This window comes from Gammaproteobacteria bacterium (assembly GCA_029881255.1).
In the GTDB taxonomy this organism is placed as follows: Bacteria; Pseudomonadota; Gammaproteobacteria; order S012-40; family S012-40; genus JAOUMY01.
On sequence record JAOUMY010000011.1, the window covers coordinates 133,529 to 157,336 of the forward strand.

Genomic DNA, 23,808 nt, shown 5'->3' on the forward strand with positions numbered 1-23,808 from the left:
AACAAGACAGGCATTTCATGAGAATTAGTGAGCGTGATTATTTCGTGCGCAGAGGATACGAGCGCAAATTTTGGCGGGGGTAGCGACTGCCCGCAATGAGCAGAAAAAAGCCGAATAGCAGCGAGAAATCTAGGCTCGAAACGGCTGGCCCTTTGCGCGGATAACGGTCTTCTTCCATGATGCTGACATTCTGATCGATATATCCTTCGGCGCGGATAATAAGCGTCGCCTGATCATTGGATTTATCCTCGTCCTTGCCCACTTGTATGACGATCTTCTGATCCTGATCCCAGTTCTCCGGGGTAAAGCGTATCGATGCGCCCTCGGAAACTTTTACCGTATCGTCACCGATGATTTCGTAACTCACCACAATTTCCGACTTGGGCGCGGTACTCAAACGTAGCTTGAGGGATTTGCTTTCGCCCTCGCGTATGCTGAGACGAGATTCCGACACAATCAGACGCGCCACTTTGAGTGATAAGGTGTTACCACTACCATCACTAACACCCGCAGGTACCGCACTCAGCAAACGCTCTCCGCTCGCGCCCAATTGCCCTTTTGCTCCGTCGCCCCAGGCTAGCACGTTGCCACCTTCACCCAGCGCGACACTGTGCAAACTTCCCGCGGCAATCGCGATAATATTTTCCAGCGGCGTGTCCGTTTCCTTCCACAACACCAGCGGGGACTCACTAAACTCCATGCTGTCCAGCGGACGCGCCAATTGTCCCTTGGTATTATCTCCCCATGTACGCAAACTACCGTCGCTGAGCAGAACTAAGGCGTGCCCTTGCCCAATAGCGATATCCGAGATGGAAACTCCCGCGTCCAGTGCCAAGTCCAGTTGCGTTGGCGTGAATCGCGGTTCACGATCTCCCAATCCCAGTTGCCCAAACTGATTCTCACCCCAGGCCCAAAGTTGGCCCGATGCATCGATTGCAAAGCTACTATTTTGTCCGGCGAATACCGCTTTGACTTCGGCTTCAAAGGGAATGTCCACCACCTGTAGTTTGGGTTGCGCACTGCCATCACCCAACTGACCGGCGGTGTTATCACCCCAGGCCAGTAAACGTCCGTCATCCAGTATCAGTAAATTGTGATTGGCGCCTACCGCTACTGACTTCGCAGTACTCACGCCATTGACCAGCGTTGGAATATCGCTGTCATTCTTGGACAGGTTACCGAGTTGTCCAAGATGATTTCTGCCCCAACTGAGTACTCGACCATCATTGAGTATCGCAACACTATGCCTATCTCCAGCATTGATATCTGCGATGCTGGAAAGATTCGCAAATTCTCCACCGGATACCAGCACCGGCGTAATTGAGGCTGCACGACTTCCGTTACCCAATTGTCCGTTACTATTGTCTCCCCAGGCCAATATCGAGCCATTGGACTGTAATGCCAGTGCGTGTTGTTGACCTGCGGCGACCTTGATCACTTCTTCGATGGTTCGACCATCGGCATTGCGTATCCCTGCGAAACTACTTGTCTGCGCCTTGTCGATACCCAATTGACCCACGCTGTTATCGCCCCAGGCAATCACGTTACCACCCAAGCCAATGACCACGGTAAATTCACCACCGGCGTCAAGTGTGCGACTACCCGTCGTCAACGGACTGCTCGGCACCGCGCTACACGAGGCGGTAGTAAACGTAAGCTCGTCACCCAGCGTTGTACCGTTTTCATTTGAAGCAATGATTTTGAATGAATACTCGGTTTCACATTTGAGACCGTTGAGCTTGTGCGCAACAAAGGAATCGACAAAGCCGGCGCCGACAACTTCGGACGTCGTGTTGGTGGGACTGAGTCCACCGCTTTGATATTCAAAGTAGGCCGAGGTACTACTGCCGTTAGGTGTTACCTTGGCGCTTAACGTCGCCGAGATCGCCGTAACGTCCACCGCGACCTGCGTCTGTACTGAGGGTGGTTGCGCGCAAGCTTGCGTCTCGATGACCTCATCGTTACTGACCAGCCCACCATTGGCATTGCTCGCCACCACACTGAAAAAATAGCTTGTACCGCAAGTCAGGTCGAGCAGTTGGAAGTGAACAGTTGCTGTATTGGAAATTTCAAACGTACTGGTTTGTTTTTCCTTGAGACTGGTCTCACCATAATTTAAATAGACAGACGTCGGTAATCCATAGGTGTTGACGATAACGTCAACGGCGGCACTGATATTGGTTGTCGAGGAATGAATCTTAGTCAGCTTCAGTGCTTCGCACGCTGGCATGGTAAACGTCAATATCGCACCGACGCGCGTGACTTGGTCGCCAACAGGCGGCGTTGATATGGTGACTACTCGGTACTGATATGGCACTCCACATTGCAAACCACTCATCGACCATGAAAACTCTCTTTTCAACACTCCGTCACCCAACTCGAAAATCGGCGTTGTCTGATCTAACACATCACCAACGCCGTATTCAAAATAAACCTTGGTCGGAATCCCATCAGGATCAACAGATGCTCGAAATTGTACGCTGGTAGCGCTTTCAATTTGCGGGTCCAGTGTTTCCAACAAGGCATTGGCGGTTACACACGGGTTGGTCTTAAAGGTTTTGGTTTCGCCAATAATCGTCTCGCCACCGACTCTGCCAACAACGCGAAATTGATATGTCGTGTCGCAAGTGAGACCCGCGATAAATTGAGACACATTCACCGCATCCAAAGGCGCCTGTTTTATTTGTGAGCGTGTCTGATTCTCGGCCACACTCACCGCGCCATATTCAAAATAGATTTCGGCGGAAAGGGGTTGCGGATTCAAAGTAGCGTTCAAGGTCACGCCAGTCTGACCCACACCACTGATTTCACCCGTCAATAAATTGCTCCCTATACTGGCGCAAATTACGGTTGAAAACTGGTTTTGTTCGCCTCGAAAAACCTCGCCACCACGACGCAAGGCGCCGCGCACATAGTAAATGGTATCGCAACTCAGATTTATCAACGTAAACGACAGTTGTGTTTCAGTCGTCAGGGTCTGTACAGAAGTGCTATATGAAAAATTACTAGTGGGACCATACTCCAGAAAGACCTCGTCACCGATTGCACCATTAAGCACGTCAAGCTGAATGAGCGCACTGGTTTCACCTATCGAAGCCGGAATCGGTAAATCTGGTTTAGGTGTAGCCGCACAATCTTTCGTCGTAAAGGACTTTGTTTCGCCGTTATATACCTGACCTGCCGCGTTAACGCTGAATCTGAACTGGTAGACTGTACCGCAGGCCAAACCGTGAATGGATTGCGAAACGATAGTCGGAAATCGCACATTCACTGATACAAATGCAGTACGCTTTTCCAGTGCGTCACTTACACCATACTCAAAAAAGTACTCGGCATCCGCGCCGTAGGAATTCAATTCACCGTTGAGCTTTGCGTCGTCCAGTAAAACCGCAGTCGCCGATAGGGTGAGTAGTTGCACGGGTTGTTGCGCACAGGCCTCGGTCGCAAAGCTCTCTTCTACGCCCTGCACCACACCATCGGCATTGCTCGCGACTGCGCGAAAATAATATGTCTTACCACATTCCAAAGCGGATATGGTTTGCGCCACATCTTGCATCAAGATATCTGCTGTTATGTTCTGAACTTCAGTTTTCCACAGATAGTCTGCGCTAGTCGTTCCATATTCAAACCAGGTTTCAGTGAGCAAAGCACCGGGATCGATACTCGCATTCAACTGCGCGCCGTCTTGCGTGATATTACTAGCAGGTAGTGTATTGGCCGTGGGCACTTGATTAATTTGCGGCGCAGCATCAACGAATGCTTCAACAACTGCACGCGTTTCATTTAAAGAACGCGCATTATCTGCCAGACCTTCCACGCCACAGACACGCCCAAAACAGGTATTGATACGCGGATTGGAAAAGCGTCCGCTTTGTGGCATGAGATAACTCATGATGGTACCGAATTGCCCGCTTACGCCGTAGCCGTAAGAATAGGTAAACACTCCAGCATCTTGTGCATTGCCTGCACCGTGGGTACTGCCAAATCCGTGCACCAATTCATGCGCCAGCGTGTAGTCATCGCAAATGAAATTGCCGTCTATGCCATCGGCGACGACGGAAAAACCCTTTGCCGCATCCAGTGCAGTTGCCGATGCGCCGTTGCGCAAGGCCTTGCCGCAACTATTGCTGCCGTCATTGACAAAATCACGCACAAAGGTGACGAGATCCGCACCGTATTGAATGCGCATATTCTCGACATTGGAAAACGGCGCAAGACTCCTGCTCATCGATGACAGAGCGGCCTCATGACTATAGCTGTCCGAGAAGTCAATCGGCGCCAGATTGACCATGCGGAAACGCATCTGCACATTGCTGTCGACCAAGGCTGTGTTAGCACGATTCAAGAGATAATGGATTCGCGTGTTGACTGCCTGCGCAGAACCGAGGCGATTTTCCAGACCGCGCGAATACAACACTAAAACATCGACAAGAGAAAAATCATTCGCCCGTGTCGACGTCCTTGGCTTTATGCCGGGCTTAAACCCAGGATTTGGCGTATCCGACAGTTGCACCTGATCATTAATTAAAGGCGCAAAAGAAATCCCGGCTTTCTGCACATCGACTATCCACACGCCGTTCTGATCTGTCTTTATGGCGATGAGTCCGCTTGGGGTACGTATGCTGCCAAATGCCGCGCTCTGCCCCTGTGTAAGCGCCACCGGCCACTCAGGTCCAAGTGATTTGAGGTAACCATTCAAGGACACATCGCCACTACGGTGTACCACGCGTTGTGTAAACACGATGGTGTATTGCTGCCCATTACCAAGCGCGAGGGTATATGGCGTGTTGAGTGGGGAAGTAAGTACGGTGGGATTGGCCAGGACGGCTTGAATACCATTGTCTGCGGCAACACCTCGTGGCTTAACGCCAACGTCTCCGCGCTGATAAAACAGTAATTCATGATGTGGGACGACGGCACTAGATGTCTGCGGAACCGATTCGGTGCAGGCAGTCAATAACAGCACGACGCACAACAAAGCTGTTCGCCATGCCGAACTCTTCCCAAGGACGCTTCCCATTTATCGATAAACTCTGTTTTATTACCGAAACCAGGCCTGTTATACGTGTTTCGGCACTTACTGTATTAATAGCGTGAATTCTAGTGTCGGGGGATAAACTGAATATTAAACCTATGGGGAGAGGCATAAAAAAACCGGGAAATACCCGGCTTTTTTAGGCTTATTCAAATACTGAATTACAGATGGACAAGATTGGCGTAGACGATCAAGACAGTGATCACAAACACGGGAATCCCGATCATCCCAATACCCTTGCCAGGTTTGGTAACCTTTGGTCCAGACATGCGCTCTCCTCGCTTTCGTTGCCCAAATCAATAAAGCGATTTTATAACTGAAAAGCAGGTTTGATGTCAATTCAACAAATCCAAGGCATTTCTTAAGCAAAGGCTAATATTCCCGGCGGTAGTTCCTGTTCATCTAAAAGAAAACCCGGCAGCGCCGGGTTTTCCTGATATGCAACAGACAAGTGATGCGATTAGACGAAAAACACTTTGCTAGTCATCGTGATCATCGTCGTCATCATTGGTCGCTACCACAACATTCATGTCGCCACCCGCAACGCGAGAGATATACAGATCTTCTTTGTCTTTGCTCAACACAGGGCGTCGTTCTTGACCTGGTGTGTTTACATTAGGCACGGGTACTGGTTCGCCAAAGGCATCGTCTTTGTGCGCGCGTGTCGCCATCCACACATCGTCTCCGCCACCGCCGACAGCACCGGGACGATTGGTATCGAATACCACCATACGGCCGTCATAGCTAATGAATGGGCGATGATCGTTGAATTCAGTGCTCAATACATCTTCGTGCTGAACGGGTCCAACAGGCATGCCGTCATCCCCTACCTGCACATACCAGATATCGTGACCGCGATTTACACCCGCTACCGGTCTGTTTGACGAAAAGTAGATAAAGTGTCTTCCATCCGCGTCACGGAAAAAAGATGGTCCCTGATCAACCTTTGCCGTATTCACATCACAACCAAGATTTTGAACCGATTCCCATTGGTCCCAACGACGGGTGTCGGCGCGATAGGCAACATAGATATCTCTGTCACCGCAACTGCCTTCGACATTACGCACGCTTGCAAAATACAAGAAATGTCCATCATGACTGAGGGCGGGACAAACATCGGTAGTATCGCTGTTGATGCCCTCGGGCAGGCGATACGCGTTGCCAAACGGCTTGTCATCATCTTCACGAGTAAACACATACAGGTCCATATCACGTGGACTTTGACCTGGATTGTCTCGCTCTGAAGCGACAATCATTGTTTTACCATCAAGAGTGAGAAACTGACATCCATCGAAATAAGACGAATTGACGCCATCAACAGGCACAGGCGTTGACCAACCTCCCGAATTGCCGGCGAAGACAGATCCTGAAACCAAAACCAAAGACAATAAACAAATAGAACGATTTAACAGACGTGATGATTTATTTAATTGTTTCATCTACGGCTCTCCTTGCTCAAGTTAGTCGGGCATATCCAAGCCCGGTGAATTTGAATTGACATGTGAACTCCTGACTCAGTCACATGCGAGGCAGAGCGTAACATCGACACTTTGATATAACCAGAAAAAAAAGTGCTCGTGTCGAAATTAAATTTTAATCGTTAATAGGCGTTTTTGTGGCGAAATCCGCGCGTCAGCGTCAGCGCGATCACCTTCAGATCGAGGAGTAATGACCAATTGCGAATGTATTCAAGATCGTAGTCTATGCGCTTAGCCATCTTGTCCAATGTAGCGGTTTCACCGCGTAAACCATTCACTTGCGCGAGACCGGTTATTCCAGGCTTAACTTTGTGACGTAACATATAACCGCTAATGAGTTTTCGATATTCCTCGTTATGCGACACCGCATGTGGACGAGGACCTACAATCGACATATCACCTTTCAATACATTGAAGAATTGCGGTAATTCATCAAGCGAGGTTTTACGCAAAAAACCGCCAAAACGGGTAACGCGCGCATCGTTTTGCTGCGCCTGCAAAACATGTTCACCGTCTTCCATCACCGACATGGTACGAAACTTCCACACCACAATATCGCGACCATCAATACCGTAGCGCCGCTGCTTAAAAAACACGGGGCCTCTGGAAGTGAATTTTATTCCTAAGGCAATCACCAACATTGGTACCGCAATCAACGCGAGTATGACAGAACCCAGCAATAAATCCTCTACGCGCTTTAGTGCGCCATCAACACCGCTATGAGGATTCTCATGTATGCTCAGAACAGGCATATCGCCGACATGCATCCAGCGACCGTGCAGAATGTTAAAGACGTTGAAATCAGGCACCACATACACTGAGGCCGTGGAATTTGAAAATCGCGCAATCAATTCCTTTACGCGATGCTCTGCTCGCATAGGAAAAGTAATGTAGACGATATCGATGTCACCGCGATTGGCTTTCTCGATCAAGTCTTCCGTGCTTCCCACCAGGCTGTCACGTAACTCATCGTCGATACGCTCGCTGCGGTCGTCATAATACCCATCGAAAGACAGCCCCATCCATGAATCGTGAACAATTCGCTCCGCCAGGTCTGTCCCTAGTTTATTCGCGCCAAGTATGGCTACAGAACGGGTATTAAAACCACGGCGACGCAATTCGTGTAACACGTTGCGCGTAATGATGCGCAGTGATGACAAGGCAAGCAAGCTGGATACAAACCAACTCCCCATTACCAGACGTGAATAATCATGTGATGTCTTGAACATGAACACGATGACCAGCACAGACATAAATGCCAGGCCCCAGCAAACCCAAATCTGTATGATTTCCTCGCGTATACGGTGTATGCGCCAGGACCGATAGATATCGAGCTTGCTGGCCATCAACATCAGCAAGGCTACCGCCAGCAAACCAGCGAAGGCATAGCGCTCATGCCAGGGAATGTCGTAAAACCAGGTAGAAAAATACAATAGCGACATGATAAGGATGATGTCGATCAACCTTAGCAATAGAGAAAACGTACCTTGATATGGTCGAATTAAACCCTGATGCTTGCCCAAAACTACCTGCCGTTTTTTATGGTACTTTTATCACGCAGCTACTAGCGCAGCATTGTTTGATGGCCGATGATTCCGGCGACGCGTCCAATAGATCACAGCCCCCAGGCCCAGGAACATCATGATCCAGGTTTCCAGCTCTGGGACCATTGCGACCTGCACCCCATAGCCGCCAATATAACTATGTGAACTCGCGTCAAAAGAAGACTCATTAACAAACCCAACGAAGGTTGCGTAATATGTCCCCGGTTCGGCATAAAAACTAAACGATCCGCTACCCTCAATCACGCCCATTCTTTCGGTGGCGCCTTGAGTCACCATAAAGCCAATATAATCGAAGGGAACGGGAAAATTGAAGTCGGTGAGCGTGGCCTCATACATGCCAGCATTGCTGATCTCAAAATCGTCGATATAGGCATCGAAGCCAAATACCTGGCGCGTATCGCCACCGTATACGATACTTTGAAAACTCATGTCTTCCGTGACGGCAAACGAGAGCGTGGGCAACATCAGGATTAACACCCCTAATCCACGTTTCATCCAACACACATCCATGTCAACACTCCTTAACGTTATTGTTCATATCCGGCTAAATAACCTCAACTTTCTAATCCTGAAGGCAATGAGATCACTGCACGCGATATTACTATACCAGTTGAAGTATCCCCTGTTTCTTTTACAGGCGCAAGTCGTTATTTTTTGCCTATTTTATAGTTTACTTTAGCTTATTTATACAAGCAGCGGTCGAGCATAAAGGCGTATGTTGTTATGACGTTTTTTGTCGAAAATCTTTACGATCGTTTTTAAAGCAATATTTGTATTGCATCAATTGCCTACATATAATTGCGCTTTAACGGAAGGATCCGAACTGTGACGCTTGTGGGAATTCGAAACGCATACCTGATAGGCCTCATCGGCTTTTCACTACTGAACGCATGCGGCGTTGCCAACCAGGCAGGTGGCGAAGCAGGCATCATTATTTTCCCAACGGAAACGCTTTATACGTCTGAACAAGGCGGCCACGTACCCATTTCCATCAAACTTAAAACGTCACCCAACAGTGAAGTTCATTTACAACTCTCCAGCTCTGACACCAGTGAGGGAGTGCTAGACATCAGCGAATTGCATTTCAACGCCAGCAACTGGAACGTCGAACAAAAAGTCATACTGTCAGGCGTTGACGACAACGACAAGGACGGCAATCGTGAATATGCTGTCGAATTGCATATTTCCTCCGACGATAGTCGTTATGCAAATTTGAATTTGGAATCATTACCCGCGCTCAACCTCGATAACGACGAAGCCAACATCACCATTTTCAGTCCCGTGCATTTTCAAGTCGGCGAAACAAATAACAGTTCGGCGATTGCCGTTGTGTTGAATGCGCGACCAACGGCAAACGTATCTTTCCCGGTGAGCATACCCGAGGCGGACGAGGCGCGCACCGAAATTACCCAATTGACATTCACCGTGGAAAACTGGGACAAACCACAGTTAGTCACTATTTTCGGCGTCAATGATTTTCTTGTCGATGGACCTCAAAGCTTTACGGTGGTTTTTGGCGCCGCCAGCAGCGATGACGGCGACTATAACGGATTAGATGCAGGCGATATTATCGGCACTACGCTTGACGATGATGTCGCAGAATTCGCGATAAGTGTGAATTCCGCTACCACAAGCGAATCCGGCGGAAAAGCCAGCATGGGTGTTCGCCTCCGCGCTCAGCCTTTGCATGATGTGAGCGTTACGATTGCATCGTCAAATGTGAATGAAATTATTGTAGACAAGACAACACTGACATTCACGTCGTCTAGTTGGGATACGGAACAAACCGTCATCGCCAGTGGCGTCGATGATGCGCGCGACGATGGAAACCAATTCGTGCAAATTGCGTTTGCCATGGAGAGTAGCGATACCAATTTTGATAATGAAACATCACAGCTGTTGACCAATATTGATGACGATCAGGCGGGCATAACCATTAGTTCGACACAAACCTGCGTAACAGGAGAAGACGGACAAACAGCACTTGTCGACGTGGAACTAAACGCACAACCTGCCAGTCAAGTGGCATTAGCAATCTCCAGCCTGGACACCAGCGAGGCAAATGCCAGCCCCGAGACATTGCTCTTTACTGAAAACAACTGGAATATAAAACAACAAATTCTTATCAGCGGAGTTATTGATACCACGAATGATGGAGATCAGCCCTACCAGATTCACGCCAGTGTAAGCAATACGACGGACTCTGCTTTTACGACACTATCGAGCAACATATTGTGCAAGAATCTGGCGCTGCAATCGGAAGGCAATATCAATCAGTTTGTTGACGTGGGCCTTGAAGAAAGCAAACGAGGAAAAACCGGTCCGTCAGCACTTTCTTATTACCGGCTAAACGATTTAGCGCAGGGAAATCAATACCTGTTTCATATCGACAATGCGAGCGCTATGGTTGATGCCGCGATTTATTCCAGCAGTCTACCACTCGAAAAAACTGGCCACGGTAGTGGTAGCGACATCCTGCTCATTGGTGTTGCCGTTAGTGATGCGCTTTACTTTACCGTCGGCAGCAAAGACACTGGAAGCGGAGGCGCTGTCTACGATATTTATGCCAGCGACCTGGGCCCCTTACACGCATCGGAAGGAAGCGCCGACGAAGAAGTCCTAGTCCCGAGCAATAGTGATCAATACGCTGGCCAGGTCGGCATAGGTAGCAGTTATTACCGCAGTCCGGTAGACGAGACCAGTAAATCTTTTGCTGTAGAACTCACGCAATTGAGTTTGAACAGTCAACTCCACGTCTATTTTCGTCAGGCAGGCGAATACCTGCGCGCTACTGCCTGCTTGCCTGCCACGGGTGAACATACGTTTCTGTTCTGCCAGGTCGCGCCTGATGACGATGGACAGATTCATATCATGATTAGCGGCGAAGCCTCGCCTGCGGGCAGTGATTACTTGATCACGGTTAAAGCCAATCCATAAATAAGCACCTGCCAACAGACACAACCCGAATAGCCTCCTCACATTCTGGAGGACTCAAGATCTTGCGCGGATATGCCGACAACATAATGCGTTATTACGTTTTCATTTACGCCTATTTCAACTCACTGTCGATATACGAGCAGCAATGCCTAAGACCAGACTACCCAGCGCTACGAGCCACAAACTTGAATCCGTTGACTCGGCTGCTGTACCGCAACAAGTGCTGTCTCCCAGACAAATTCTGCATTACCTGATCGCTATCCTGTTGATGAGCATCTATGGGGTACAGGTCTGCCCTTTTGTCGAGGAACTTACCCTAGCGGAAATAATGTCACCACTGGTGCTGATTGGTATCGTTCAGTACGTTTTTCGCTATTTTGTTGCGGCAAACTATATTCCTGAGCAGGCATACGAAAAACAGGCGACGACAGTGTTTGCCACAGAATGGGGGCTTTTTCTACTCTCGGGCGTATTTCTGGCGGCGCACAATACGGTGACCTATGACTTTCCTCTCCATAGCGGAATGAAATTGATTGTCGGCTATCTGGCTATCGGATTTTTCGTTGCCACGGATCTCGCCTTAGAAAGGGATTTTCGCGTAATCACCCACTTACAAAAAACAACGGCAGCGCTTGCTCTTCAATCCAGCGCAACATTGACAAGAAAATTTAGCCTGTTTATATCTTGCACCTTGATACTATTGACGACGGTTCTGTTTCTCATTATCAACAAAGATCTGACGTGGCTCGAAGAAGCGTCTGCCAAGATACCTTTTGATATCGCACAACAGGCTATTATGGGAGAGCTGGCGTTCGTCGGGGCAATAATCCTGTTTTTTCTACTCCTGTTGAGCCACGGCTTTACGCGCAATCTTTCGCTACGGCTCGATGCTTCCGCCCAAACCCTATAAATTCACCTGGGTATACACAATATTTCTAAAGTTTATTTTGGCGGCAGCCGAAGAATTTCCTACGCCGATACTTTCCATAAAACTCAAGCAAAGTGGAGCACGACTAAATGATTTTACGCCACTACACTAAAACCAGTCTGTTACTGCGTATTCTTAACCTACCCCTTTACCTTATGAAACGAGCCAGTCACTCAAATTGGCTAATTCCCCTCACGATTGCCGTCATTGTTACCAGCACGCTCATCACCACCCAGCAATTTGTCAATTCGTGGATTACCGTCGTAACCACGATATCGCTCTTATAGTCTATCTCAAACCAGAAAGCCCGCTAATTTCTCATTAACTGTTCTAGTCTTGGGTAATTGGTAATTCTCCAAGCCATGCGACTCAAAAACCGTTAAAATACCGCGCAGTCTTTTAGAACCGGATTCCTTACTATGCGGCAGAAATCACTGGTGCTTACTTTATGTCTTTTCCTTGTGCCATTTAACAACGTTTTATCCGGTGACGAGATAGCGTATTCAGAACAGGCGTGGCCCGAGAAAAGAATTGAATCCGAGAGCTTGTCATTAGGCACATTGCAATTCCACGTGCCCGAAAGATTTAGCGCCAGCTTTGTGGGTGAACAAATGCTGGTTTTCAAAAATGCGGAAAACGACAAAATAATTTTCACTCAACATCAACGCCATGAACTTGCGCCATCGATTAAAGACGCTATGCAATTACAAAATTGGGCGCAAGTCGTTTTTGAGCCGAGCGAACCGGACGATTCAATAGATTACCGTTTAATAGCGGAATTCCGCCGCGTTCTTCTCGATCAAACCGAAGAAATACGCAAATTTCAACATCGAGAACTGACCGCTTATCTTTTTTCCGGAAAACAACAAGCGCCTTATCCCATTGTTGTGATGCTGTTAGATGCCACACAGGAGCAGGTTTTCTATTTACTGGAAGTTAGCATAGCCTCAGACGACATTACCGAGCAGGCCTTGTCAGGCATACAAGTGGCAAAAGAAAACAAACACGAGATCATCATACCTCCCTCGCCTGCACAGACCGAATCTGCTGAACCCGGATTAATTGAAGCCGCAACACCGGTGGAAAGTCTGCCCAATATTTCAACCACCGAACCAACCGCGCTAGACGAACAAACAGTTCAGACCGAGTAAAATATTTCTGCCAAATTCTCATAGATTAATTCCCAGCGCATGACTGGAAACAGATTAAAAAACGAGTCTTGTTGACCGATACAACACGAGCACCATCACAAACTGAATAAGTATCTCAGTACGGAGCCTCTCATGAAAAAACCCGCTATTCGTCAGTCATTCATTAGCCAGCTATTTTTCCTCGCTACTCCCAGGCAAACGCTGTCGAATTTCATCCCATATTACAAATGAACCTGTTTGGCACCAACGGGGAAGAATTTCTAACCACTACCAAAGTGAGTCAGGACGCCTACGGCAACACCTCTATATAGGACACCACGATATACGCTGGAGGAATGGTTTTTCTAGCTGTAGTTCTATCTGTTGATCGTAACCTGCCTTCTGGCAATGGCAATTTCCAGACAGACGTTTAATCTAATTTCCAGGACCAGTGCGACAGGAGGTTCAGACGTTGTAAAATTCACTCAAACATCTCTTCAACCCCTTGCGAATCTATCGTTTTCCTGTCGGTAATCCACAGGCGCCGATTCGTCCGGAAGTTCGAATCGTATGAACTTGAAGCTGGCCAGATCATACTTCCCTCTGGCGGCACCACAATCGATGGCTTGTGTCTCGCTTTCACCGCCGGTGTGGGATTTAGGATCCAGGCTATATACAATTGTTTTCAAATTTCAGGTATTGAAATAGTTTTTTATAAACTGTCGTTTCATTTAAGTAAATGTAACATTTCATATTGGACACTCCAATTATTAGAAAATATTCCTATATCTGGACGATATATGACTGCATCAATCAGGATTAAAACTGGACAGAATACATGCAGCAAAATACCGTTCGTATTGGAATTGGTTACGGCACACCTACTGCTCAAACTACGCCTGTCCTGGTCGCATCAAATGATGAAATAAATGCGAAAGAAAGCACGGCAACTATATATTTGCTCGATGACGATCCCGTATTTCTGGGAGCAACACATGCGCAATTACAACAATACGGCTATGACGTAAAGTGTTTTGGCAGCACCCAGGAATTTTCTGCCGCAATAGAGAAGAAGCTGCCCGACCTGATCATTAGTGATATTGAACTTCAGGAGGAAACCAGCACAGAATTCTTTATCAGAGAAAATTACGTAGACAAATTTCTGGGAACCCCTATCATTTATCTTTCGGGCTATAATGATTTTCATCACCGACTGGAGGCTGCCCGCACAGGAGCCTCTGCTTTTTTTCACAAGCCGGTAGATATAAATGCCCTAACAGAACGTATCGATATTGTTACCCATCGACAGAAAGAGGAGGCCATCCGCGTTTTGCTAGTTGATGACAGCCGATCTCAAAGTGCGCTGATATCTTATGTTCTGGGAAAACACAATATGCAAGTTGATTGCATAAATCGACCCGAGACTACTCTTGACTACCTGGATGAACACAGACCTGACATTATCATTCTCGACATCAACATGCCGGTCTGTAGTGGTATAGAGTTAGCCACGGTTATACGTCAACTTGATACCTATGTTAGCATTCCGATTGTCTATCTCTCGACAGAATCCGCTATCGACAAACAGTTAGAGGCAAAAAAAGTCGGTGGTGACGACTTTCTCACCAAGCCGATTAATCACGACACACTGGTGTCTACGGTAACATCCCGCGTTAGGCGCTCACGCTCCTTGCAGAGCCTGATGATGCGTGACAGCCTAACCGGACTGTACAATCACACCACCACAAAGGAAAAACTTAGCAACGAAATCAATCGTAGCCAGCGCGCCAAAAACCAGTTGGTCTTCGGGATGATTGATATCGACAAATTCAAATCCGTAAATGACACGTATGGACATCCCACCGGCGACAAGGTGATAAAAAGTCTTGCCCGGTTATTACGGCAACGACTTAGAACAACCGATATCGTGGGTCGCTATGGTGGCGAGGAGTTTGCTTTTGCCCTTCTAGACACCGACATGAATAATGCCATACGCATTATGAACGAAATACGGGAATCATTTTCACAAATTGTACACACAAGTGAAGGCAGGCACTTTAACTCTACCTTCAGTTGTGGATTAGCCAGCTTTCCGGATTTTGATAGTGTAGTTTCCTTAAACGACGCGGCAGATAAGGCCTTATATATGGCAAAAAACAACGGGCGCAACCAGGTTGTGGCGCACAAATAGTAAATCTATTCTCTGGAATTTATTTGCCAGCCTCGGTTAGCAACAAGCCCGATAACAGTCGATCTACCGGGGCGAAGTCGTCGGTCAGCACCGGAACCTCCTTCATCGAAGTTCCCGTTGTATACAAGGGCTCGGATATATCCAGCCAGGCGCGAGAGAATCCTCTCTGTGCCTGCACGACTTCAGGAATCGGCATGGCGTTTGATGCAGAGACAACATATGTCACACGAGCCGATGTTTCCGGTATGCTTTCCAACCACACCTGCACATATTTGAAACTCGCCGAAAGCGTCTTGATCATGGATTTCAAAAACCGTGGATCAGGAAATATGTCGACAATATTCGTCACGTAGAGACCATCAGGCGCAAGCCTTTCCTTGACGAGTTGATGGTACTCGTTTGTTACAAGATGATAGGGTATAGCAATATCGTGATAAACATCGCTCACGACAACGTCAAACAATTCTGTTGTTTCCTGTAATACCAGACGCGCATCTTTATGGATGACATTCATACCATTGGTATCAAGATATAGATTCTCCTGTGCCAATTGCGTCACGTAGGGATCAAGCTCTGCGACCGTCACTTTGGCGTCGGGAGCAAAATAGGCCACCCCTCGCGGCTGCGTATATGCGCCACCGCCTGCAAAAAAATAATTCAGGGTTTGCGCCCTGTCTCCGCCGAAGAAGCCAAGAACAAGTTCATCCATTAGATGAACATAGGGCGAGATAAACATACCGGGTTCCTGTTTGTGATTCACGCCGTGTAGCAGGTGATCGAGTATCATCGCCTTGGCTTCACCGAAGGGAAGGTCTTCGTTGTAGGCATCTACACGGATGCAGAAGTAATTACTTTCTTTGTTGCAGGGATTGGAAAAGCCGTCACGTATAGCCGTGACACCGGAAACCAATAACACTGCCATCAAAACACCGATGTACGCGCCTTGCCGCGGAGGACGAAAGAACGGCAAGCCAAGCACCAGCAACACGGCCGCGCATATCGCGACGATATTGCGCGTTCCAAAATACTGCACCAGCCAATAGCCGGTAATAAAGGTGCCTATGATGCTGCCCAGGGCGGCGAGCGCATGCATACGCCCGACGATATGCCCTGCACGACTGTCAAGCTTTAAACTCATGGTGGTCAATAGCGGCGTAACAATACCTAACAACATTGCAGGCAACAGAAACAATACGCACATGTAGATAAAGCTGCTGCTTATCAGACTAAGCTCCGCGCCTTGCAGACCCGGCGCAATTAATGTCAGCAGCCCCAAACTCGCGAGCGTTAACACCGCCGCAGTCGATAACACAATGCCGATATGTTTTTCGCCCGCCCCTGCATCAGCCCAACGACCACCGAGCCAACTGCCCACAGACAACCCCGCCAATACCACGCCGATGATAGACGTCCAGGTATAGAGCGACACGCCGACAAATGGCGCCAACAATCGACCCGCCGTGATTTCGAGAACCATGACGATAGCCGAACTGACAAATACGACAAACCCAAACCACGTAAGCTTTGCACGAGCCAACTGCTGCGACATAAAACCTAACCTGCTAAGAAATATGATGGCTAAATATACTCCACTTTTTCATTCTCAGCTCCTTTTCAGTTTTCCTTTGTTCAATTAGATCTAATTTTTTGCGGTTGGATGTCATCAATACGCAAAGCGGATGTACTACTCTTATAACAAGGACATAAAACACAAGGAGGTGCCGCGCAATCTACTATCCTACAATTAACTGAAACGGAACATCAGAAGCCGCAATGGCTGCTGTAATTTTAAATACATGGAGGATAAAGGAAATGACTTCCTTTCAAAACAGAACAATGAATCAAATTTGCGCAGGCGTGTTACTCGCGCTAGGTGTTAGCGCAGTCGCCGTGGCAGAATCTACAACTTACCGATGGAGTTCGGAAACCGCTTTTTTCAACGGCATGGTAGATAACGGTTTCTTGAATGTGTACGTATCTCACAACACCAGTAGTGGCCAACCTCCCATGCCTGGCCCCATGCCGATTCCTGTAGAACCGGGAATGGAACCGCCCGTGCCAGGACCAGGTTTGCCCACCGATGAGATTTATCTCTTTGTCAATCATTCCCAGGACATGGAAAGTAAATGGGGATTTTATGCCGGGCAACTGGATCGTAGCGCCTTCCAATTTTCCAACGAAGGCGCGACGCTAAAAGCGCATATCTGTATGCAATACACAGATGGAAATTATCGTAATGAGCCACCTCCTCCACCGGGTGAGCCCAAACCAATTGATGGCGCCGTGAGTGACGGTTCAAATGTCAATCCTGATGACCCAAATACACCGCCTATGCCTCCACCACCATTCCCGCCCATGCCGGAACCGGTTGAAGTGTGTGGCGATATCAATCTGGTATGGACTGCAACGCGGGACACCATGCATAGAGACGAGTCTACGGGTTACAGCAAGTACTTTGACCTCGTTACGCGTCATCATTCGAAGTCGCGTGGCAACAGTGCGGTTGCAGAAGGAAGCTTTATGGAAATGCCTGTCAGTTCCAACGCTCCAGATATGGGATATGAAATGGCGAATCTTTTCCGTGTAAGTGCCGATGAAACATATTCCACAACGGGAGATGCGTTCGACAGAGGCCATAAACACTAGGTAGAAATAAGCGGGGTCAGTTACGACTTTTTGACCCCGCTTTTCTAATACTCGACCTGAAGACGCAATAACATCGCGCTTTCGTTGGAGAGTGTCGTGTATGCACCGGCTTCTTCGTCGAAAGCTTGCGCCACAGTCTTTATGTAATTCAACATCACGCGGGATTTAGAGGTAGGATACCAGTTCACACCGAGCGTCCAGGCTGTACCACGGCGAGCATTGGCCTCAGGGTCTACGCCTTCCCAGGCATCAAACAAACCACCAGCGGTAAAAAAATTATCATCGACTTCAAACCAGCTATAGCGAAGCGCGACTTCCCATGCACCTATACCATTCGCTGTGTCGACAGGATTTTTAATTTTTTGTCTTTCCAGCAAACCTTCTTCAACCGTGCGTTGCTCGCCAGTTAGAAAGTAACTGGCAAACACATAGCCACCTCGCACCGTCGCCTGGTTTTCGTAAGTAAACACGCCGTTCAAGAACTCACCTGCCAGCGTTGCGGAGCCGAACAATACTTTTGCATCGACATCGTAGCGCATACGTTTATACGCCTGATCATTGGGCAGGTCAGCCGCGAACAAGGCAAAACCACTTTCCGTTTCCGGCGCTATTTCTACAGATTCACTTTCTGAGGAATCACGTATTCCGCTTTCAAATGAACCGCCCACCCATAGCGTTAATTGGCGCTCTTTCTCTTCATACAACAAACCTTGGGCCTGGCCGACAAAATCCATAGAGTTATTACGATCAGGGGTGTTATCGCCAGTACCATTTACGACACCGGCTGAGAAGAATAGTCGTTTGTCCAGAGCATTTCCTAACACCAACAATCCGCGGTCACGACTGCCAGAAAATGTTTCACTGAGAATAGAAGGTTCAACAAATTCATAGTAGCGGCTGGAGCTGATGTTTTCGCTCCCCAGCGGATAAGAGAACTGCCCGCCTTCATAGGTCAGGCCGCCTAACTTGACTTTGATATATAAATCTTTGGCCTTTACTTTATCTGCCATTTCGATACTGGTTTTGTATTTAATTTTTGGGCTTAACTCGCCGCGTGCATCCAGACGGGCACGGCGCAGCGAAACAAACATCCCGGTCGAAGACGGATCTTGATACGTCGCACTCTGTTGATGGCGGCGAGCATCGATTTGAATACGCCCGCCTATCTTGATCAGTTCTTCGGCGTCGTTCTTCTTTTTACTTTCTGGCTGAACGGCTGGTAGCTCTGTTTCCGTTGGCGTTGTTGTCTTTGCAGGTTTTGCGGGTGCAGGAGACGATTTATCCTGTGGATGGGGATCGACAGGATCTGCCATTTTAGGAATAGCCATTAATGATTGTCGCGCGCGTTCGAAGGGATCTTCCACAGCATAGGCTTCGACACTAGCCGCGAGCGCTATCAACAACACGATGAAACAGAATTGAATTTTTCTCATTGTTTGTACAACCAGTAACACTTAATCCAACTACAAAACCATATTGCCCGCAGCACCTATGGTTTGCTTGCGCGGCGCAAGCTTTACCGCCAGCTTCTTGCTGATCTGCGCCAAATCGTCCTCGGCATTGGAAAGCGAAAACTCATTAAACACCACCGGAATCGACACCTCTTCCAGCAAGGTTTCAAGCTGGAAAAAGTTCTTGTCCAGATCCGCGTCCAGCTCAACCAACATTGCGTCCACGCGCGTGTCACGCAAAATTCGCCGCCAGTCCGCCGCATAGCGATCAGCAAGCATCACCGCGATTCCCTCGGACTCAAGTGCCTCGACCAAAGGCGTGACCACAGCACCCTCGGGATAGGCTAACACAATACGGACACGGTTTTTTCGCGGCATTGTAACCGGCGTTTTACGCTGCAGTGGCACCTGTGGAGGATGCGGCTCGAACCAGCGTGCGATCGGTGAAAGAAAACCCGCAACGGCCACACCTGTGACGACCTCGTATAAGAGATAGATGAGTGCAATCTGCGTGCTCGGGCTATCCGACATATGGTGCACCAGGTCTTTCATCAGATGTACTTCACCATAGACCTCGATAGCCAGCAGCGGCACCATCACCACCACGCCGATGGTCTTGAAAAAACCATGAAACAGGACCAACTGACGCCCGAGACCCGACAAACCCAGGCCGAGCATCGCGGTACTAATCCCGGAACCGACATTAGTGCCAAACACCAGCATCACCGCCTCATCAAAACCGAGCAGATTCGCATTGACCAGGGACATGGCGATAATCGCCACACTCGAACCGGACTGTGACAAAAACGCCAGCATCGCGCCAACCAATAACGCCACCATCCAGTGCCCCTGACTGGCGTGCATATAATCATTAAACCAGGGCAATTCCTTTACCGGTGCTGCCCCCATCTTGATTAGCTCAAGGCCGTAAAATAGCAACGCAAACCCAAGCACCACATTGGTAATGAGTTTGATGTTTCCGCTTTTTTTGTTGCCGAACTGGCTAAGCCCGCCGGCGACGGCCATGAGGATAAAGACCAGGGTTTTGAAATCGAGGGATGCCCACAACACAATGAATGCGGAGCCTACACTTCCACCCATCACGATGGGCAAGCAGCGACGAAGGTTGAGTTGTCCGAGTTCGGCTAGTGCGATCAGGGTAAAGGTAACCGCCTTACCACTACTGGTTACTGCCCCAGCGAGCAAACCACCGATACTGGAACTGAGGTCATTTCGGGAATAATGCCGGATGATGCCTGGGGCATAGCCGCTGCCGAATTTCTTAATATTGTCACTAAGGAGATTGATGCCGACGAAGAAAAGCCCAATACCGCCAAGGACTTCAACCATAATATGGAACATACACCCCCGCTCCAGAATCGCGCTGCCGTTCCCGAACATCAACGCGATAGTTTTCTTGTTCTTACTCAGGTCCGTTTAGCAAACGGGGAGTCTAAAACACCTTCATTATTCACAAATTAACTTTTCTAAATGGGGTCATATCTCAGTGGGTTCAGATACCACTTTTGACTCTATAACAACCAGGCCCGGCGCATATTATCAAAAAGCGGTATCTGAACCCACTGTTGTTATAAACATCGAAAAAAAGGAGGTATCCGCCTAGTTTCAGTAGGTTATACTCGGCGCATCAGCCAGTAGGGAGAGGGGCTCAATGAGGGAGTTCTTAAAGGAAACAACGCCTGTCAATATACTGACCGTTAATTTTGATTTCGATACAAATACTGTATTTCAAAAGCTCTTTTCCTCCACGCCATATGTTGTGCAAGCTTCGACAAATGATGAAAACCTTCTGCGCGAAATCCAACAATGCCATCCCGACCTCATATTGCTGAAGCATGACATTGCTGGCATCGATAGGGCATTCGAACACATCCGAGCAATAAAAAATCATCTTGCGAGTCGTGATATTCCTGTTGCAGTTATCGGCACGCCGAATGACGACACGGATAGGATCCGATCATATGAAGCAGGTGCCGTCGACTACATCGTCGAGCCATTTCTGGAGAACGAATTACGCATACGCGTAATCAACCATATTTCTAATGCACGCGATCGAAATTCTCTAAAGGCACTGACCAAAGAACTCGAACAGCGCGTCAGCGAAAGAACTGCTGAACTTGTAGAAAATGAAGAACGTCTCGCTTTTGTCCTTGAAGGAAGTCAACAGGGATTCTGGGATTGGAATATTCAAACTGGCGAAGTAAAGCGCAATGAAAATTGGGCAAAAATGCTTGGATATAAGTCCATATTGGAGTTTGAAAACAACACAAAAACCTGGACTGACAAAATACACCCTGATGACCGGGAGACCGCATGGGCAGCAATAACTGATCACCTCAACGGCCGCTCCTCACACTATAGAGTTGAATATCGTATGCTCACCAAAAATGGTGAGATCAAATGGATACTGGATCAGGCTAAAATCGTCAAGCGGGACAGCGACGGAAAACCGTTGCGCATGAGTGGCACACATACTGATATCACTGAGCGCAAACTAACCGAGAATAAAATACGCCATCAATCGAATATTCTCGAGATGATTTACAAACACACCCATGACTGTATTGTCCTTTTGGACAAACATTTCAATTTTATCCAGGTAAACGAAGCTTATGCCAAGGCCTGCGCACGTGATGTGTCAGAGTTTCCTGGTCACAATCACTTCGAATTTTATCCTTCGATATTGATTTATACTTTCGAGAATGTTGTCAAAAGCAAAGCACCTTTTCATATTTTGGCCAGACCTTTTGATTTTCCCGATCACCCGGAATGGGGAACGACATACTGGGATTTGTCGCTCATCCCTATACTCGATAGGTCTGGCGAAGTTGAATTTTTACTTTTCACCCTAAAGGATGTTACCAGCAGGGTATTGGCAGAACACGAAAAGGAACAACTGCAAACACAACTACAACAAGCACAGAAAATGGAAACTATTGGTCAGTTAACGGGTGGTATAGCCCACGACTTCAATAACATTCTGGGCGCAATTTTAGGATTCGCTGAATTGAGCGAACACCGCTTGTCTTTTATTCAGGACAATCAACTTGAACAGTATAACAAACAGATTTTAACTGCGGCAGAGAAAGGCCGCGACCTGGTAAGCAGCATGCTGGCCTTTGGCCGAAACAACACGGGAGGACTTCGAGCGATAGATGGAGCAACACAGCTCAATGAAGTGGCCACGTTGATGCGGTCGACTATTCCCAAAAGCGTAAGCATTAATTTGGATATAGCACCAAACGTTCCGCCGCTCCTGACGAATGCTGTTCAACTACATCAGGTTCTTACGAATCTCATCATCAACGGCTATCATGCCAGCGGTGAACATGGCAAGTTAACGCTGAGCATTGGCGGGCCAATTGAAGTGCAAGGTGTATGCGCGAGTTGTCACCAGTCGTTTTCAGGTAAATATAACGAAATTGATGTTTGCGATAACGGCGTTGGGATTTCGGAAGAAAACATTAAACACATATTTGAACCATTCTTTACCACTAAGCCCACAGGTAAAGGCAGCGGCATGGGTTTACCCATGGTACACGGCATCGTTCACAGTTGCGGTGGCCATATTTTGGTAGAATCCGAAAAAAATACTGGAAGTACATTTCGATTGCTATTCAACGTCGCTCAATCCGAAATCGAGCCCGACATACTCGACAAAGCCACCCCCTCCAAAATGAACGCCAGAAAGAATCGTATTTTGGTGGTCGATGACGAGACATCCGTAATGGTATTCGTACAGGAATTACTCAAATTCGCTGGTTACAATGTGGAAGCGTTTAGCAATCCCCTAACTGCACTTGATCGGTTTACTTCCAGCCCGCATAGTTTTGATCTCCTCATAACCGACCAAACCATGCCCGGCATTACCGGCGTGGACCTGGTTCAACACATTTTGTCTCTGAGGCCCGAGTTGCCGGTTGTATTATGTACGGGTTTCAGTGAACGCGTCACCGAGGAAACTGCGCACCAATTCGGAATTACAAAGTTTCTAAAAAAACCGGTTCCTTCCACCCTACTCTTGAAAACCATAGCCGAACTTCTTAATAAATCTAACGATGTCTCCACACAACAGAAACTAGTTCTGTCCGACCAATAAGGTATGCAGAGCCAGATACCGTCACTATCCGCGGCGGCGAAGTGCTGAACATTCACATACAAGTGTGTTCGCATAGAGTGGGCGCTGTTAGCAGACGACTCGATCGGCTTGAACCCAAATCCACACCAATTTTTCACCGGCGGCAGTAATCAGAATCTTCTTTCCCGACTGTTCATACAAAGGATGTCCAATACGTGTTCGCATCTGCTTTAGCTGTGTCGACACGCTTGACTGAGTCATGAACAGTTCCTCGGCAGCCCTGGTCACACTATTGTGTCTTGCAACGGCTTCAAAGATTTGCAGTTGTCGAAAAGTTGGCTTGTACAT

General features: G+C 48.0%; 14 protein-coding genes. 6 read left to right on the forward strand and 8 right to left on the reverse strand.

Going from position 1 to position 23,808, the window contains the following annotated elements; all coding sequences use genetic code 11:
* Nucleotides 1-37 precede the first annotated feature (37 nt).
* The 4 genes from OEZ43_17660 to OEZ43_17675 form a co-directional block, all read right to left on the reverse strand.
* Nucleotides 38-5,020 carry a M12 family metallo-peptidase gene (locus OEZ43_17660; protein ID MDH5547413.1) on the reverse strand — a complete coding sequence of 1,661 codons (4,983 nt, stop codon included), beginning with the start codon at nt 5,018-5,020 and terminating at the stop codon, nt 38-40.
* Between the two features lie 494 nt (nt 5,021-5,514).
* A complete protein-coding gene (locus OEZ43_17665) occupies nt 5,515-6,474 on the reverse strand; it encodes a hypothetical protein (protein ID MDH5547414.1) in 960 nt (319 codons plus the stop codon).
* A 161-nt stretch (nt 6,475-6,635) separates the two neighbouring features.
* On the reverse strand, nt 6,636-8,036 hold the full coding sequence (locus OEZ43_17670; protein ID MDH5547415.1) for an undecaprenyl-phosphate glucose phosphotransferase: 1,401 nt from the start codon (nt 8,034-8,036) through the stop codon (nt 6,636-6,638).
* 30 nt (nt 8,037-8,066) lie between these two features.
* Entirely contained in the window at nt 8,067-8,573 is a 507-nt protein-coding gene (locus OEZ43_17675; protein MDH5547416.1) for a hypothetical protein, read from the reverse strand.
* Nucleotides 8,574-8,903: 330 nt separating this feature from the next.
* Here OEZ43_17675 and OEZ43_17680 point away from each other — a divergent pair, with 330 nt between their 5' ends.
* The 4 genes from OEZ43_17680 to OEZ43_17695 all read left to right on the forward strand — a co-directional run bounded on the left by OEZ43_17680 (nt 8,904) and on the right by OEZ43_17695 (nt 15,264).
* The gene (locus OEZ43_17680) at nt 8,904-11,015 is read left to right on the forward strand and encodes a hypothetical protein (GenBank protein MDH5547417.1); all 2,112 of its coding nucleotides are present in this window, start codon (nt 8,904-8,906) and stop codon (nt 11,013-11,015) included.
* 145 nt (nt 11,016-11,160) lie between these two features.
* Complete coding sequence (locus tag OEZ43_17685; GenBank protein ID MDH5547418.1) at nt 11,161-11,925, forward strand: hypothetical protein; 765 nt, start codon at nt 11,161-11,163, stop codon at nt 11,923-11,925.
* Between the two features lie 437 nt (nt 11,926-12,362).
* A complete protein-coding gene (locus OEZ43_17690; GenBank protein MDH5547419.1) occupies nt 12,363-13,094 on the forward strand; it encodes a hypothetical protein in 732 nt (243 codons plus the stop codon).
* Between the two features lie 817 nt (nt 13,095-13,911).
* Nucleotides 13,912-15,264 carry a diguanylate cyclase gene (locus OEZ43_17695; protein ID MDH5547420.1) on the forward strand — a complete coding sequence of 451 codons (1,353 nt, stop codon included), beginning with the start codon at nt 13,912-13,914 and terminating at the stop codon, nt 15,262-15,264.
* 19 nt (nt 15,265-15,283) lie between these two features.
* Here OEZ43_17695 and OEZ43_17700 read toward each other — a convergent pair whose 3' ends face one another.
* Nucleotides 15,284-16,813, reverse strand: a complete 1,530-nt coding sequence (locus OEZ43_17700) for a fused MFS/spermidine synthase (GenBank protein ID MDH5547421.1) — start codon at nt 16,811-16,813, stop codon at nt 15,284-15,286.
* Between the two features lie 263 nt (nt 16,814-17,076).
* On the opposite strand from OEZ43_17700, the gene OEZ43_17705 reads away from it, so the two are divergent.
* Nucleotides 17,077-17,910 (forward strand): hypothetical protein, encoded by an 834-nt coding sequence (locus OEZ43_17705; GenBank protein MDH5547422.1) that lies wholly within the window; start codon nt 17,077-17,079, stop codon nt 17,908-17,910.
* A 44-nt stretch (nt 17,911-17,954) separates the two neighbouring features.
* Here the strand turns inward: OEZ43_17705 and OEZ43_17710 are convergent, their stop codons facing one another.
* Together OEZ43_17710 and OEZ43_17715 are read right to left on the reverse strand one after the other, a co-directional pair.
* Nucleotides 17,955-19,343 carry a porin gene (locus OEZ43_17710; GenBank protein MDH5547423.1) on the reverse strand — a complete coding sequence of 463 codons (1,389 nt, stop codon included), beginning with the start codon at nt 19,341-19,343 and terminating at the stop codon, nt 17,955-17,957.
* Nucleotides 19,344-19,373: 30 nt separating this feature from the next.
* On the reverse strand, nt 19,374-20,723 hold the full coding sequence (locus OEZ43_17715; protein MDH5547424.1) for a Na/Pi symporter: 1,350 nt from the start codon (nt 20,721-20,723) through the stop codon (nt 19,374-19,376).
* 310 nt (nt 20,724-21,033) lie between these two features.
* On the opposite strand from OEZ43_17715, the gene OEZ43_17720 reads away from it, so the two are divergent.
* Nucleotides 21,034-23,481, forward strand: coding sequence for a response regulator (locus tag OEZ43_17720; protein MDH5547425.1), 2,448 nt, complete (start codon nt 21,034-21,036; stop codon nt 23,479-23,481).
* 87 nt (nt 23,482-23,568) lie between these two features.
* On the opposite strand, the gene OEZ43_17725 is transcribed toward OEZ43_17720, so the two are convergent.
* A complete protein-coding gene (locus OEZ43_17725) occupies nt 23,569-23,808 on the reverse strand; it encodes a LysR family transcriptional regulator (GenBank protein ID MDH5547426.1) in 240 nt (79 codons plus the stop codon).

Bases quoted from the DNA above. Each gene is read 5' to 3' on its own strand.
- OEZ43_17660 (MDH5547413.1), bottom strand. From the start codon at position 5,020: ATGGGAAGCGTCCTTGGGAAGAGTTCGGCATGGCGAACAGCTTTGTTG.
- OEZ43_17665 (MDH5547414.1), bottom strand. From the start codon at position 6,474: ATGAAACAATTAAATAAATCATCACGTCTGTTAAATCGTTCTATTTGT.
- OEZ43_17675 (MDH5547416.1), bottom strand. From the start codon at position 8,573: ATGAAACGTGGATTAGGGGTGTTAATCCTGATGTTGCCCACGCTCTCG.
- OEZ43_17685 (MDH5547418.1), top strand. From the start codon at position 11,161: ATGCCTAAGACCAGACTACCCAGCGCTACGAGCCACAAACTTGAATCC.
- OEZ43_17690 (MDH5547419.1), top strand. From the start codon at position 12,363: ATGCGGCAGAAATCACTGGTGCTTACTTTATGTCTTTTCCTTGTGCCA.
- OEZ43_17695 (MDH5547420.1), top strand. From the start codon at position 13,912: ATGCAGCAAAATACCGTTCGTATTGGAATTGGTTACGGCACACCTACT.
- OEZ43_17700 (MDH5547421.1), bottom strand. From the start codon at position 16,813: ATGTCGCAGCAGTTGGCTCGTGCAAAGCTTACGTGGTTTGGGTTTGTC.
- OEZ43_17705 (MDH5547422.1), top strand. From the start codon at position 17,077: ATGACTTCCTTTCAAAACAGAACAATGAATCAAATTTGCGCAGGCGTG.
- OEZ43_17710 (MDH5547423.1), bottom strand. From the start codon at position 19,343: ATGAGAAAAATTCAATTCTGTTTCATCGTGTTGTTGATAGCGCTCGCG.
- OEZ43_17715 (MDH5547424.1), bottom strand. From the start codon at position 20,723: ATGTTCCATATTATGGTTGAAGTCCTTGGCGGTATTGGGCTTTTCTTC.
- OEZ43_17720 (MDH5547425.1), top strand. From the start codon at position 21,034: ATGAGGGAGTTCTTAAAGGAAACAACGCCTGTCAATATACTGACCGTT.
- OEZ43_17725 (MDH5547426.1), bottom strand. From the start codon at position 23,808: ATGTACAAGCCAACTTTTCGACAACTGCAAATCTTTGAAGCCGTTGCA.